The 14,617-nt window shown below is 55.5% G+C and carries 16 protein-coding genes; 15 read left to right on the top strand and 1 reads right to left on the bottom strand.

Annotated features, from left to right (window positions below; translation table 11 throughout):
• Nucleotides 1-60 precede the first annotated feature (60 nt).
• From PSPTO_RS29635 to PSPTO_RS29650, 4 genes are all read left to right on the top strand, one after another.
• A complete protein-coding gene (locus PSPTO_RS29635; protein WP_011107021.1) occupies nt 61-762 on the top strand; it encodes a FadR/GntR family transcriptional regulator in 702 nt (233 codons plus the stop codon).
• Nucleotides 763-830: 68 nt separating this feature from the next.
• A complete protein-coding gene (gene lhgO / locus PSPTO_RS29640) occupies nt 831-2,024 on the top strand; it encodes an L-2-hydroxyglutarate oxidase (RefSeq protein ID WP_011107022.1) in 1,194 nt (397 codons plus the stop codon).
• A gap of 40 nt (nt 2,025-2,064) precedes the next feature.
• Complete coding sequence (locus PSPTO_RS29645) at nt 2,065-3,411, top strand: MFS transporter (protein WP_011107023.1); 1,347 nt, start codon at nt 2,065-2,067, stop codon at nt 3,409-3,411.
• Between the two features lie 40 nt (nt 3,412-3,451).
• A complete protein-coding gene (locus PSPTO_RS29650) occupies nt 3,452-3,637 on the top strand; it encodes a hypothetical protein (protein WP_010215822.1) in 186 nt (61 codons plus the stop codon).
• 21 nt (nt 3,638-3,658) lie between these two features.
• Here PSPTO_RS29650 and PSPTO_RS29655 read toward each other — a convergent pair whose 3' ends face one another.
• Complete coding sequence (locus tag PSPTO_RS29655) at nt 3,659-4,042, bottom strand: helix-turn-helix domain-containing protein (protein ID WP_003344338.1); 384 nt, start codon at nt 4,040-4,042, stop codon at nt 3,659-3,661.
• A 215-nt stretch (nt 4,043-4,257) separates the two neighbouring features.
• Between PSPTO_RS29655 and PSPTO_RS29660 the strand changes: the two genes are divergently transcribed.
• The 11 genes from PSPTO_RS29660 (at nt 4,258) to PSPTO_RS29710 (ending at nt 14,607) form a co-directional block, all read left to right on the top strand.
• Nucleotides 4,258-4,791: a transcription termination/antitermination NusG family protein gene (locus PSPTO_RS29660; RefSeq protein ID WP_011107025.1), complete on the top strand. Its 534-nt coding sequence runs from the start codon at nt 4,258-4,260 to the stop codon at nt 4,789-4,791.
• An 88-nt stretch (nt 4,792-4,879) separates the two neighbouring features.
• Nucleotides 4,880-5,089, top strand: a complete 210-nt coding sequence (locus PSPTO_RS29665) for a hypothetical protein (RefSeq protein WP_003344343.1) — start codon at nt 4,880-4,882, stop codon at nt 5,087-5,089.
• Nucleotides 5,090-5,381: 292 nt separating this feature from the next.
• Nucleotides 5,382-5,873 (top strand): lytic transglycosylase domain-containing protein, encoded by a 492-nt coding sequence (locus tag PSPTO_RS29670; protein ID WP_010209157.1) that lies wholly within the window; start codon nt 5,382-5,384, stop codon nt 5,871-5,873.
• Nucleotides 5,874-5,909: 36 nt separating this feature from the next.
• A complete protein-coding gene (locus tag PSPTO_RS29675) occupies nt 5,910-6,383 on the top strand; it encodes a DotD/TraH family lipoprotein (protein ID WP_011106980.1) in 474 nt (157 codons plus the stop codon).
• The gene (locus tag PSPTO_RS29680; protein WP_011106981.1) at nt 6,380-7,180 is read left to right on the top strand and encodes a type IV secretion system DotC family protein; all 801 of its coding nucleotides are present in this window, start codon (nt 6,380-6,382) and stop codon (nt 7,178-7,180) included. The genes PSPTO_RS29675 and PSPTO_RS29680 overlap by 4 nt, the downstream gene beginning before the upstream one ends.
• Entirely contained in the window at nt 7,177-8,358 is a 1,182-nt protein-coding gene (traJ, locus tag PSPTO_RS29685; protein WP_011107026.1) for a plasmid transfer ATPase TraJ, read from the top strand. Before PSPTO_RS29680 ends, traJ begins: the two co-directional genes overlap by 4 nt.
• 197 nt (nt 8,359-8,555) lie before the next feature.
• Complete coding sequence (locus tag PSPTO_RS29690) at nt 8,556-9,140, top strand: hypothetical protein (RefSeq protein ID WP_005769783.1); 585 nt, start codon at nt 8,556-8,558, stop codon at nt 9,138-9,140.
• On the top strand, nt 9,137-9,688 hold the full coding sequence (locus PSPTO_RS29695; protein ID WP_011107028.1) for a phospholipase D family protein: 552 nt from the start codon (nt 9,137-9,139) through the stop codon (nt 9,686-9,688). Before PSPTO_RS29690 ends, PSPTO_RS29695 begins: the two co-directional genes overlap by 4 nt.
• A 36-nt stretch (nt 9,689-9,724) precedes the next feature.
• A complete protein-coding gene (locus tag PSPTO_RS29700) occupies nt 9,725-9,970 on the top strand; it encodes a hypothetical protein (protein WP_057443196.1) in 246 nt (81 codons plus the stop codon).
• Between the two features lie 28 nt (nt 9,971-9,998).
• Nucleotides 9,999-10,286 carry an IcmT/TraK family protein gene (gene icmT, locus PSPTO_RS29705; RefSeq protein WP_011107029.1) on the top strand — a complete coding sequence of 96 codons (288 nt, stop codon included), beginning with the start codon at nt 9,999-10,001 and terminating at the stop codon, nt 10,284-10,286.
• Nucleotides 10,287-10,437: 151 nt separating this feature from the next.
• On the top strand, nt 10,438-14,607 hold the full coding sequence (locus PSPTO_RS29710) for an LPD7 domain-containing protein (RefSeq protein WP_011107030.1): 4,170 nt from the start codon (nt 10,438-10,440) through the stop codon (nt 14,605-14,607).
• Nucleotides 14,608-14,617 lie beyond the last annotated feature (10 nt).

The following is a 14,617-nucleotide window of genomic DNA, read 5'->3' on the forward strand; positions in this document are numbered from 1 at the left end:
AAATCGCAATTGGATCCTAAGTTTATTAGCCTGATTGTCTGACAACAGGACATAAACTTTATGCTTAGCTTTCCACGTCCTCACTCCCTCGTCGAAGGTGTCGTCTCTGCGATCCGCAGAGAGATTGTGAGTGGACGGCTCCCTGCAGAGTCGAAGATGCCGACAGAGCATGAGTTAGCTGATCAATTCAGTGTGAGCCGGTCCGTGGTACGTGAGGCCATTTCGCAGCTGAAAGCTGACGGCGTTCTAGTTATTCGTCGTGGCAGCGGTTCATTTGTTTCTCAGACTCCTGGTGGAACGGTCTTCCGGCTGCCAGGCAACGAGGACCATTCGGCTGGCTTAGCTAAACTATTTGAATTGCGCTCATGGATTGAAATACAAGTTGCGTCTGTTGCTGCGCAGCGGCATACAGATGCAGATTTGAAGCGGCTGTCTGACGCCATGTTGTTGATGGAGAGTAACGCGGGAAATTTCGAGATATCCTCCAAGGCAGATTGTGAATTTCACTGCGCCATCGTAGCTGCGTGCAAAAACGAATATCTGACTGCCTTCCATGACTTCTTAGGCAGCCAGTTAATCCAGGCTCGTTTCATGGCTTGGGAAAACTCCTCAAAACTTGAAATAGGTCCAAGTGGTGCCATCCGTGAACACCGTGAAATCTTCGACGCAATAGCAAAACGAAATCCCTCTGAAGCCGCTCATTGTGCCCGCATGCATCTCAAGGCTGCCGCGCTACGGCTCAATATCGATCTGGCGGATTAGTGGGCATCCATGAGTACAGACATCGCTCACCAGGTTGTCAGACAACCTGACATTAGAGAGGGAATTTTATGATCTACGATTTCTGTGTGATTGGAGGGGGAATCGTTGGGCTTGCCACGGCGATGCGGCTGCTTGAGGTCTACCCTGGCTGTTCGCTTGTGTTGATGGAGAAAGAGCTTTCACTCGCACAGCATCAGACAGGCCATAACAGCGGAGTGATACATGCTGGGGTTTATTACGCCCCAGGCAGCTTTAAAGCTAAGCTCTGCGCGCGCGGTGCAGAGCTCACGAAATCGTTTTGCACCGAACACAGTATTCCTTACGAAGTGTGCGGAAAATTGGTGGTTGCATCAAACAAGGATAGCCTCGCCAGATTGGGATCGCTTGAAGAGCGGGCAAAGCAAAATGGCCTTGCCACAGAACGCCTTGATGCCCTAGAGCTACGGCGGCGCGAACCCAATGTCGCCGGGGAGGGCGCGTTGTTTGTAAAAAGCTCAGGGATCGTTGATTACGGTGTTGTGTCTAATTCCATGGCCAATGTGATCATCCAGTCTGGAGGGCAAATACTTCTGGGCCAAACAGTCGTCTCTATAGAAGAACATGGAAACCATGTAAACATTGCGTCTGAGGGTTCGTCGTTGTCTGCAAAAAAACTGGTGGTCTGCGCGGGTTTACAATCTGATCGCCTGGCAACGCTTGCGGGCTTGAAATTGGACTGCCAGATTGTTCCATTCAGAGGTGAGTATTATCGGCTGTCTTCACATCTTGATTACAGTGTAAAGCACCTAATATATCCGGTTCCTGAGGTCGGGCTACCGTTTCTGGGCATACATATAACTCGAATGATCAATGGAGGCGTTACGGTTGGGCCCAATGCCGTATTGGGGCTATCAAGAGAAGGGTATAGCAAGTTCTCATTCAATGCGCGTGATTTTTTAGAATATAGTTCGTACCCTGGATTTTGGAAGCTCATTGGGAAAAACATTAGCTCTGGCATTGCTGAAATGAGAAATGCACTTTTCAAAAAGAGTTATTTAGAGCAGTGCCAAAAATACTATCCATCGCTTAAGTTGGAGGACCTTGAACCGTATGAGGCAGGCATTCGTGCTCAGGCGGTAACACGTTCAGGCGAGTTTGTAGACGACTTTCTGTTCGTACAGACAGAAAGAATGTTGCATGTGTGCAACGCGCCATCCCCAGCAGCTACGTCAGCCATTCCGATAGGTCAAATTATTGTAGATAAGCTTACGAAGAATTGCTGAACTCTAGAAAAATAATTATTACACGGTTATGGAAAATAATATGAGCGATGTAACGGATTTGCCTTGTAGTGAAAGTTCAGGTCAGCGAAAAGCTCGGCTGCGCAGGGTTGCTGGAGCAACAATAATTGGCTCAATGTTGGAATGGTACGATTTTTATCTGTATGCAATGATGGCTGCAACGGTTTTTGCGAAAGTTTTTTTTGACCCTAGCGATCCCCAAACGGCAACGCTTATGGCATTTTCAACGTTCGCAATTGGATTCATAGCGCGGCCATTTGGTGGCGTAATATTCGGGCATTTGGGCGATAAGTTCGGTCGCAAGCGAATGCTGATGGTGACGTTTTGCCTGATGGGCATTTGTACGACTGCAATCGGCCTGGTTCCTGGGTATGCCACGATGGGCATCTGGGCTCCAATTCTGCTGGTGCTGATTCGAATTCTCCAAGGCCTTGGTGCCGGTGCTGAACTTGCTGCTGCAGCGGTGACTGCATATGAACATGCTGAAGAAAATAAGCGTGGAAGCCAAGGAGCGTGGCCCGCGCTAGGATTGAACCTGGGTCTGCTTCTCTCATCCCTGACGGTCTATCTCCTTACGATGCCAGGAGAAGAGTTTCTCATTGAGGGAGGTTGGAGAGTACCGTTTATTGGCAGCATCGTTTTAGTTTTGGTTGGTATGTGGGTACGAAACAGCATCCCTGAAACGATTGCATTCCAAGAGATAAGTAATGCGAAGCAAGCTCAAGGTTCATCGGAGATAGGAATAGCAAAAACACCTCTGTTGGCCTTGCTGAAGAAAGATTTTAAAGGTCTAGTAGTCGTGCTTCTTGTTGCAATTGGGTACAACGCACTCAGCTATATATTCAAAACATTTTCACTTGCTTATCTCACTTTGTACAAAGGTGTGTCTGCAAACACTACATCACTTTCGGTAACTATTGCCAGTCTAATAGCAATCTTCACTGTCCCCTGCTTTGGAGCTTTGTGTGACCGTTGGAGCAGCAAAAAGGTGTTGATGGCCGGGGGAGTTCTGTCAGCCATATTTGCATACATCTTCATGCAGCTTCTTGAGACGGGCCAGAACCTATGGATATTCATTGCAATTGGCCTTGCGACTGGTGTGCTGGCTCCGATGATGTTTGCCCCGCAAGGCTCTTTCTTGAGTCGTCAATTCCCTACGCATACAAGGTCTTCAGGCGTAGGCACAGGCCGTGAGATCGGAACTGCAATTGCTGGTGGTTTAGCACCGCTTGGAGCGTTGTCGCTGGTTTCAAACTCACCCAAGCACTCTACAATTGGCGTCGTATGGATTTTAATATTGTCGGCAGTCTTGCTTGTTGTGGCTAGTGCTTTTGATCAGGGTGGAAAGAACTCCAGCTTCAAAAATTGATTTTTCATTAATACTGCTTGCACAGTATGTGGAGAACATAATGCTAATCCAAAAAGATAAAGTTCGAGTCGAAATCAAAGAATTGATTGACCTGATTCGGCTGGACGAAAAATATGCGTCCTTAGCTGCTGATCGTGTGCTTCCAGTCGATCAACAGGCTTTACAGTTCCATTGTAAGCGTAGAAGTCGTATTGAGGAAATAACCCGTAAGTATGGATTAGATTGAATGTCCATATTGAGGTCTACATCATTTCTTATTTTTATTATCGTACTGCGGGTATCTGTTAATGAAGTTAAGCATTTCTTCCAAATATTCTGGCGAATCGACTTCAGCGATGCGTTCTGTGATTTCTTGTCGAAGCGAAAGCAGCCGTGTTCGTAATACATCTTGGCCACCAGGTAGAAGCTCTCCTGGTGCGACGTTGAAAACTGTAGCGATTCTTATCAATTGCTCAATACCTGGAAGCGTAGAACCTCTTTCGTATCGACTTACCAACGGCGCATCGCACCCTATCATTTCTGCCAAATCAGCTTGGCTCAGGGTTGTCGACTTGCGGAGGGCCTTTATTTTTGCCCCGACCACGCTCCTTAGAGTGTCCACTGTGTCTCCAGAAAAAATCAATAATTTCATCTGCTTGCGCTTCGTTAAAGGCATTTGAGTATAAAATTTGTATTTAGGTGTTTACTTTTTGTTTTAACCGATTTATTTTGTCTTCTAGAAATCCATCACCTGCTGGCCAACCCTGGCCCAGAGGTGGATAGAGCTGGTTCTCATCAGCACATCACTCGCCCCTGCGCTCAGCGGTTTGGGAATTCGAAAGAGCGCCTGATCGAAAGGTTCTGAGTATGAAAAATTGGCGTGTTTTGATGCACAATTCTTCCGTTTATCAGTCGCTTATCACGTCGATCGAACGATTGGATGTGGAGGTGTATTCCCCCGAAAGCATTACCTACCGCAAACGTCCTGATCGCCCTTCATCGACAGAGAAGGTGGTGCGTTTGTTTCCTGGCTATCTGCTGCTGCGCTTCGATCCCCAAGTGACGCACACCACCACCATCACAGCGTTGAACGGCGCCCGTGGGTTTGTTCAGTTTGGCGGTCAAACGTGTGAGTTCGGCGGTCAAGCGTGTGTCATGCAGGACAGCACAGTAGAGGGCTTGAAGGCAGCGGCTTTGGTTCGTTCCAACCGTGCGCTTGATTGCGTCGAGTTTCGTAATTTGCCGACAGAGCTGGAAAAAACGCTGCGTCTGATCATCGACATGAAATCTGAAGCTGCGCGTAGAGCGGCTTTCCTTGCGCTCCTGGCCCAGGACGCAGCGCTGGAGCGCCTTGTCAGGCGCCACGGAACCCTTTGCTATTCGAGGGTACGTGCCGCCTAGGCTTTACCACTTCCCACGATTTCCCATTTCACCGCCTGGTTTAGCCAGGCGGTGTTTTTTTGCGTTCTCACAGCCCTTAGGAGTTCCCATGGCGTCATCTGAAGATGAAGCAACCACCAAGACATCAAGCGTTTATATCCGCCCGATCAGGGTTGAGGCGCTCAACAAAGCCGCGATACGGGTGAGTTATGAAACCAACAGCAGCAGGCAGATTTCACCCTCGGAACTTGCTCGCTACCTGATCGATAACTTCCTGGAAGCGGCTATCCAAAAAATGGTTGATGACTCCAAAAGGTAGTCATTGAGGAGGTCGCAATGCAAAAGAGACTCCTTTTTTCCGTGCTGCTCATCTCTCTGTCAGGGTGCAGCCAGCCGACGGCCCAGTTCGCACAGGAACCGGCGGGGGAACGGGTGGATGAGCTGATCCGACAGAGCGCTTCTTCGGTGAGCCAGGCGCAGAGCCGGTTGCACCAGACCAGCGCTGTTCCTTCCTTTGCTCCCGTGTCAGCACAGGTCAAACCGACCGCTAAAGCACAGGCTCCCGCAGTCAAAGCTCCCGTCAGGCCTGTGCCTGTTGCTGGGGGTTAGCCATGCGCTGCCTATGGCTGGTTTTGGCATTGTCGGCGCCGATGCAGGCCTCTGCTTTCTGCTTCCAGGAGGCTGGCCAGCGCTATGGAGTTGATCCGGTGCTACTGCAAGCGATCGGCATACAGGAAAGTAAACTGCAGCCTGGTGCAGTGAACCTTAACCGCGATTCGTCTGGAAAAGTGCTCAGCACCGACTACGGCGTCATGCAGATCAGCACGCGCAACGCTAACCGGCTGGTCAGGATGGGACTGATCACGCGAGCGGAGGACCTGCTCACCAACGCCTGCTTTAACGTTCAGGCGGGGGCTTGGGTACTGGCTCAACATCTTCGTGTGTGCGGCAATACCTGGCGTTGCCTAGGTTCGTATAACGCAGGCTTTGACCCTTCGCAACGCCAGGAGCAACGGCGCCTGCATTACGCGCAGCAAGTGCGCAACGTCTACGACCGCCTCAAAGCATTGGGCGCTGCACCGGCCCACCTCGCTATCCGTTAATGACTGCGCCCGGTTTGGGGTGTCAGGAGACTATCGATGAAATACTCCCTTTGGGCTGCGCCGGCGGCGGCATTGCTGCTGTCTGGCTGCCAGAGTTTTTGTGAGAAGCCGCCGGCGGCTCCTACGCCTTCTGCGACAGCTGCGCCGGTACTTGATCGGGTTGCGTTACAGCAAGAAACGCTGTGGATGGAAGGTGCGATAAATACCCGGTCAACCCTGCCGACCGATGCTATCCGTGCTCGGAGCGACCTGGTCGCGGTTGACTGGAGCGGTGACGCGATTGAGCTGCTGTCCCATCTGGCCCGCCAGCGCGGTCAGACGTTTGCCTGGACCGGCGTGCGCCTGCCCTTGCCGGTGAACCTCAAGGTCAATGGAATCTCCTATGCGAATCTGTTGCGTCTGATCGAGATGCAAACAGCCTGGCGTGCGACCCTGACCCAGCTTCCAGGGCAACTGACCCTGGCCTTTGCGCAGGCGGAGCCTACCAAGAAGGCGGGAGGGCGTCAGTGAAAAAATCAATTCTGACGCTTGTCCTGTTGCAGGGCCTGCAAGGGTGTGGACATACGCCACCTTCCACACCCGCCGACACGCCGGCGCCACTGGAAAGCTATCTTGTCCCCGCTGACCCGCCGTCAGCAGACGTGACCGAATCGCGGCGACAACTGCTGGAGGAATCGGGACGCAATACAGGGTTTCGTGGCGGTAAGGCTGAGCGCGTGTGGGAATTACGCCAGGCATTGGAGGGGCAGATCGGACGGCTCAACACCTTGTATGACTTTCGGACCCTGATCAGCCGTGAGGGCTGGCTACCGCCAGTCATCGACGAGGCGGTGGACGTGGCCCATATCACGCCACGGCAGATACGCACTGCAAGCCATGTTTACGAAATCATTGTGCCCGAACGGTTCGTCAGTAACCCACCGTCGTGGCGTACCTGGTTGATGGCGGGCCTGTCATCGTCGGGCCCTGATGAAACCGTGGCAGTCACACCTGAAAACCGTTTGCAGAAGGCGCTTTGGCAAGCGGCGGTCCGCCAGGGCTGGGGTGAAGGGCGGCAAAGTGCCGATCAGACCCTTGAAGCCAATTTCAACCGCCTGACCCGAGATTACCGGGGCATGCTGATGTACTCGCAGTTACTGCGCCAGGGGTTCATCACGGCGCCGGTAGTCACGGATCAACAGCAGACCGTGACGGGGGATCGGCAGAAGCTGACCACCGGCGATCGCGTACGAAGCCTCAAGGAGAACGCCGGCTTTGTTCCCGACAAAACTCAGTGGCATCCGGTGATACGCAAGGTGCAGCCATGACCCAGACGGCCCAGACAATGGAGTTTGCCCCCTACGCTTTTGAAGACGGGCTGAATGCAGACACCTTGCGCGATTTTTTCGTCTGGTGTGAACGGCAGTCAGCCAGCGACATTCACATCCAGGGCGGTAACCACCTGGTGGTAGGGCATCAAGGTCGCTTGCGCCAGGCCAGCCGGTTTGTGCTGGCTGACGATACGTGGTCCAAGCTCCTCGATGATCTGTTCAGCCCTGAAATCCGGCCGACGGTACGCGGTGGTCGGCCTGTAGACCGGGCCATACAGCTGGATGGCGACATCAACCAGCGCTACGGCCTGGAGCGTGGCGAGCGATTACGCTTTCGCTGCAACTTTGTGCAGGCCACTGCTGGGCGACTGGACACCACCATCGCACTGACGATGCGGATCATTCCATCTGATATCCCGGATCTAACAAAGATGGGGCTGGAAGAGGATCTGTTCGAAGCGTTGTTGCCGTCCAATGGTCTAGGACTCATTGGTGGAATCACGGGGTCGGGTAAAAGTACCCAGGCGGCCGCTATCTACCGCTTTTGCCTGGACACCGATCCTGACCGCAAGGTGACCACGATCGAAGACCCGATCGAATTCATTCTCGCGCGTCCAGGGGATGTATTGGCCTCGACGCAACTGCAGATAGGTCGAGACGTTGCCAACTATGCCGAAGGCATTCGGGCAGATCTTCGCCGGGCACCGTCGATCATCGGGGTGGGTGAAATGCGGGATTTGGAAACCTTCCAGGCGGCCGTTTTGGCCGGACAGGTGGGCCATTTCAATCTCAGCACCTTGCACATCCATTCGCCTGGAGAGGCCATTCCACGGTGCCTGACCATGGTGCCCTCGGAAATGCGCGAGGCTACGGCCCACGATCTACTGAGCGTTCTGCAATACATCATCGTGCAAAAGCTGCTGCGCACCACCGATGGCAAGCGCCAGGCCGTGCGCGAATACATCATCTTCGATGATGGGCTGCGCGCCAAGCTGGCCAGCATGCCTTATCCCGAATGGGGTCGGCATATCGACTCCATTATTCGCCTGGAGCAACGACGCTTCGCTGATCAGGCCTGGCGTCTTCATCTGGAAGGGCGCATTGACCGGCGTGAACTGGCGGTGGCCATGACCGCCTCTCAATTGCGGGAACTCGAACAGCGGGCAAAGCCATGATTGAGCTTTTGGTGCATTTCAGTCCCGCCAGTCTGGCAAACAAGGCGTGGCCCAGTTCGGGTGGAAGCACTGCTCGACCTGAAGCCGACCTTCGAAATGCAGGCAAGGATGCCCCCCATCCCTAGGTAATGCGGAAACCACAAGGCCTGCTCGACGCAGCGTCAGACCCTCTATGCGCAACGCGCGAAGGAATTGAAATGAGCAACGAATTCGAAGAGATAGAGACACTTCGCTGCCTCCTGGCAGGCAGTCGGGACCGGATCAAATTCCTGCAAGGCGAAATCGCCAGATTCGAATCCATCTTTGAGCCGACGCATCTCATGTGTCTGCGCGGCGGAGAGAAGTTACTGGAGCTGTGCGCTCCTGATGGAAAGTTCATAGGTGTTTCGTGGAACGACATGGCGCAGGTACTGGCAGCAATGGTGCAGGCTTCGCCAATTGGATCTGGCAAGGCTCCGAAAATCGTCGACTCACTCCAGGCCGAGATCGAGCAGCTGAAGGCCGAACTGGCTGGGTCGGAGAAGGATAGTCGGGAGCAGATCGATCAGGTCAAGAAAGCCTATGAGTTTCTCATGTTGTGCCGCCAGGACAAGACCGACACAGCAATAGACGCCGGTGCCATGCGTGATGCAAACGAATGGCTCAAGGTTGCCGCTGAAAATCTCGGTGCAGCCCTGTGCAAGCCTGCCAAGAGGGGCCACGCCATGACTGAGCCTTTGGTGCAACAAGCACAAGCGCATCGAGAAGTACCCAGCGCTCTTGAACAGAGTGCCGAGTCATGACTGCCCTATCGGCGTTAACCAGACCGCTCAGTCGTGGGCTGCTGGCCTCGGTGCTGCTGTGCAATCTGTCCTTTACCGTTCAGGCGGCGGAAATACAGGTGGGTTTTTCACCCGAGGGCAGCGCGGAGCAGTTGGTACTCAATGTGATCCAGCGAGCCCGGCAGCAGATACGGCTGATGGCCTACAGCTTCACCTCTCCGAGCGTAGTCAAGGCGTTGGTGCAAGCCAAACGGCGCGGCGTCGATGTACAGGTGGTGGTCGATGCCCATGGCAACGACAACAGGGCCAGTCGCGCTGCGATGAACCTGCTGGCCAACGCGCAAATCCCTGTGCGCACCAACGGGGTGTACAAGATTCAGCACGACAAGGTGATCATCACCGATGGCCAGAACGTCGAGACCGGCTCGTTCAACTACTCGGCCTCCGCTGCCAAGGCCAACAGCGAAAATGCGGTGGTGATGTGGGACGTTCCTGCGGTGGCCAGCGTGTACCTGGAGCATTGGCAATCACGCTGGGTACAGGGCCAGCCTTATCAGCCGACTTACTGAGGAAGGTGTGGTGAAACTACTAGGGAGGGGAACGTCATGTGCCAATACGCTCAGCAGTGCTGCTCAACCCCAGACGAATGCAAGGCCTTCCGAGACATTGAGGAACAGATCGGCCATTGCACGCCCGATCAGGCCTGGGGCATGTACTTCGTATCGACAGGGAGCGTGCGTGAAAACATCAGACTGGCAGTAATGAAACACATCGCCCAGGGCAACAAGGCATTGCTGGTTGAGTTCCCGGAACTCGCGCCGGCAAAAATAGGAGATCACGAATCGGGCTAGCGGCCCAACCGCAGCATAGGAGTCATCCATGTCTGACCAGCAACTGCAACCGGGATATTGGCGCGACGCCTCACGCCTTCTCAATCTCTACGGCATACCAGCCCCCTTGTTCTTGTTGTACCTGGCGTGGTTTCGCTTCCCCAGCATGATCACGCTCTGCGTCATCACCGCCATTATTTGCGGCTTTCGGCTGCTCTCGTCCTTTGGATGGACGTTCCAGGTCCTGGTGATGCGACTGGCTTACCTGATGCGCGGCAAGCGCATGTCCGGTCGGCCCTGGTGGTATCGACGCTTTACCGAAAGGGGGGAGCGATGAACTTGCTATTGCAAATGGCGCCCATAATGGAGGCGAGAGACAATGACGTTAACCATTGATCATGCGAAGAAGTTAGTTATTGAATTCTGTGCGACCTACCCGGTAGCGTCCACCATCAGCTACAAAATCAGAGAAACCCAGGAGGAGCTATATGAAGATTGAAACAGCCCCTCGCACATCCGAATACCCGGTCTGGTTGGCAGTGCCGCCTGACGATCGTGAAAAAGCACGTCTGTCTGCTGGACGACTCAGTGACGGTCGTGCGGCTATTGCCTGGAACAAAGAAGAAAAGCTTTGGTTTGCCAGACCTGGATGTGACCTTGATCGCATCACCGCCTGGTTGCCTGATCCAAGCCGCCGTGCCGGTGGTGGTGACGCCGAATCAGAGTTTCTAGATGTACTGACTCAAGCCGGCCTGGTGGTCAAAGGCATGCCGGTGATGGACGGTAGTCGGCAGCGTGTCGCGACGGTCGATGACAAGCACGGCAAGAAAAGCGGCGTCTATTGTGGCTTTCTGGATCGTCGCCCTGCAGGCTGGTTCATCAACTACCACCGTGCCGATTCGCCCAAGGATGTAACCAACTGGGCGGCGACTGGCGGTGAATCTGATCCGATCACCCGCCTGCACATTCGGGCCGGGGCCAAGCAAGCCCAGGAAGACGCCGCTCGTGATCGCGCTGTTACCTACGCCAAGCAGACGTTGGCTGCCAAGAGACTTTACGACCGGCTGCCCGCCGCAGACCCTGCGCACCCCTACCTGGTGCGGAAGGGAATACCCCCGACGCCCGACATTCGTCAAACACGAAACGGTGCCCTGGTGGTGCCGTTTTTTAATGCCTCGGGAACGTTCAAGACGCTGCAGTACATCCCACCCGAGGGTGAGAAGTTCCTCTTCAAGGATGCCCCCAAACAAGAGCATTTCCTGGTGGTGGGCGGCTCGCTCGATCCGGTCAACCCCATCCTGTATGCCGAGGGCTATGCCACTGCGCGCAGCCTGAACCTGGCCACCGGCCTGCCGGTGGTGATGACCATTGACGCCGGCAACATGGTGGCGGTGGCCAAGGTGCTGCATCAGCAGTATCCCGACAGTCGGCACCTGTTCATGGCGGATTTCGATCATGCCAAGGACGTGAACAAGGGGTTGATCATGGCCAATGAGGCGGCCATAGCGGTGGGGGGCCAGGTTCTGTATCCAACGTTCAACGACGCCGAAATTGCCCGTGGGTTCACGGACTTCAACGACCTTCACCAATCACGAGGACTGGACGCGGTGCGCGAACAGACCGCTCCCCTGATTCGACCGTATGAAGAGGTAACTACCATGCCGACAGATTCGAACACTCAGTCTCCGGACAATACTGCGCAAAAGGTAGCAACTCCCGCGCAAGAAACGCTGGAACTGGATGCAGCGCCTGCAGCTTCAATACAGGTCCCGGATCAATCCGCACCGCCGCAGACCCGTAGTGCTCAACCGGTTGCATCTGAAGCGTCATCTGTTGAAAGCCAGTCGCCCGAAACTGCCCAGGTCACTGAAGCACCTGTTGGCATTGATGATGCGCAGGTATCCACCCAGCCACCTTTGGCGTTGTCACCTGCTGAGCAACTGGCGTCGGTAGAGGCCGATCCTGACGCTTCCGCGATCGTTGACGAACAGCCCAAAGCGACAATGTCTGTGGCGACAGACCGCAACACGCCGTCTGACGCGCCTGAACTCACCCAGCCTACCTCGGCGGAGGTCGTGCCAGAGCAGTCTAACGAAACCGCTCAACCAGATGCGCGCTCTGCTCAACAACAGGCACCGGGAGAGGCCGACCCAGGCTCTTCTGCCAACGTGGATGATCAGAAGAGGGCGGCACCACCTGCGGCGACAGACCAAGAAATGTCCTCTGACGCGCCTGTACTCAACCAGCCACCTTTGGCGGCGGCCGAGCCAGAGCAGTCGAACGAGACTGCTCAACAACAGGCACCGGGAGAGGCCGACCCAGGCTCTTCTGCCAACTTGGATGATCAGAAGAGGGCGGCACCACCTGCGGCGACAGACCAAGAAATGTCCTCTGACGCGCCTGTACTCAACCAGCCACCTTTGGCGGCGGCCGAGCCAGAGCAGTCGAACGAGACTGCTCAACAACAGGCACCGGGAGAGGCCGACCCAGGCTCTTCTGCCAACGTGGATGATCAGAAGAGGGCGGCACCACCTGCGGCGACAGACCAAGAAATGTCCTCCGACGCGCCTGTACTCAACCGGCCACCTTTGGCGGCGGCCGAGCCAGAGCAGTCGAACGAGACCGCTCAACCAGCTGCGCCTCCTGCTAAACAACAGGCGTCAGTAGAGGCTGATCCTGACACTTCCCCCGTCGCTGAGGATCAACCGATAATCGCACCGGCAGGGCCTGCTCAAAACGAAGACAATGAAAGCCTTTCAGACGTGGAGGTTCCGGTGTCAGGGGCCCTGCCGCGTCGTTTCACCACAGCACGCAAGACCGGCCCGGCGGTCGTACCGGATGCTATCTTCGTAGGGGCTCCGATAGGTGCCGACGAGCCACAACTGCAAGCCAGCAACATCGACAAAGACGCTCTGTTGGCCCGCATCAGCCGTGAGGTTCAAGGTGACAATTCGGTGCTCTACAAGCTCGATGCCGAGCCTGCTTTCGTTGACCGTGGGTCGCGCCTGGAGATGGTCCAAGGCGCAGGTCAGGAAGATGAGAAGGTAATAGCTGCGTTGCTCACGGCAGCACAGTTCTACCGGGGGCGCATCGAACTGACCGGCAGTGACGAATTCAAGGCAAAAGCCATCGAGCTGATTGCTCAGCACCAGATCAATGTGGAGATGAAGAACCCTGCGCAGCAAATGTTGCTGGACGATGCCCGTAACGCGTTGAAGCAGCCACCTGTAACGCTTGATGCCATTCATGGTGATACCCCACCGCCGTATGGTGGTCCACAGCCGTCACAGGCGAAGCCCTCGGCACCGCAACCTCAACAAGCCGCGCCGGCACCGGTGCATTCGTCTGCGCCCGCGCCGGCGAGTACCGCTTACCAGCCTCTGGAGGTTGAGGGTCTGCAACGGCGGCCGGCTCAATCTGCCCCACAGGCACAGGCCCCGCAAGCGGGCGTTGCACCGCAACCTCAACAAGCCGCGCCGGTACATTCGTCTGCGCCCGCTTCGGCAAGTACTGCTTATCAGCCGCTGGACGTTGAGGGTCTGCAGCGGCCACTGGTTCAACCTGCACCACCGGCACAGCCGGACGCACCGGTCATCAATCCGCCCTCGGCAGCTCCAGCATCGGATCAGCCTGCAACGTCAGCGAATCAGCAGGTGTCGCCCGCCATCCATCAGCCTTTCCAGGCGGCCAAGGATGGCGTGACAGGCAAGATCCTCAAATTTGGCCAGAAGCCGTTTCGTTTTGAGCCAGACAAGCCCGAGAGCACCTTCATCACACTGCGTACCGTGAACGGTGTTCAGACTTTTTGGGGCAAGGAGCTGGCGGGGCTGCTGCGCCAAACCCGTGTGCAGCCAGGCAAGATGGTGACGTTGCAGTGGCTGGGCAATCATCCGGTTACCGTCAAGGTGCCCCGCAAAAACGAGCAGGGCGTCACCGTGGGTTACGACGATAAAGACGTTCATCGCAACCAATGGGCCCTTAAGGTAGAGGGTAACCCCGCAGTGCGTTCTGGCCAGGATGAGGGCGTCAAACTCGGCGCCTATGACGCCGGGCGTTTCGCCGTGGTGCAACAAGCCTGGCTTGCGCAACTGGGCGTGGAGGCTCCCTTGCCCACGCCACCCACGGATGGCCTGTATTGGTTGACCCCAAACGGTGAAGGCAGCGCAAAAACGGGTGATGAGCTGTCAGCCCCTCGGCCGCCGATCGACCCCAACAACACAGCGGGACAACCCGTCATCAGCAGTTGGTCACGGGATGGCCATCTGGACATGTACCTGGTGCGCGGCGATGGTCCCTATCTGCAAGGTGTGGTGCGTCAGGGGGATCAGATGCAGCATGTATTGGTGAGTCTTCCAGGCCGTGACGATGGGCCTTCGATGGTGTTTAACGCCATTACCCCCGAGGGACTGCTGCCGATCGGCACGGGCAATGGCATCAACCGCTCTGGTGGCGAGCCGGTGTCGAGAGAGCACATTGCCTTCAAGCTTGAAGGCGACAGCGCTGTGCGCATTGGCAAGCTTGATGCGCCTGGCGAGGTGCCCCCGACCTTGCACAACCTATTGGGCTTCGATCAGCGCTGGAAAGAGGAAAACACCCTCCCAAAGTCAGCTCCCACAGCGGCACCGTCAGTACAGCCGAGCGATCCACGTCCGGTGTAAAACGCAAACA

It is taken from the genome of Pseudomonas syringae pv. tomato str. DC3000, from assembly GCF_000007805.1.
GTDB lineage: Bacteria > Pseudomonadota > Gammaproteobacteria > Pseudomonadales > Pseudomonadaceae > Aquipseudomonas > Aquipseudomonas avellanae.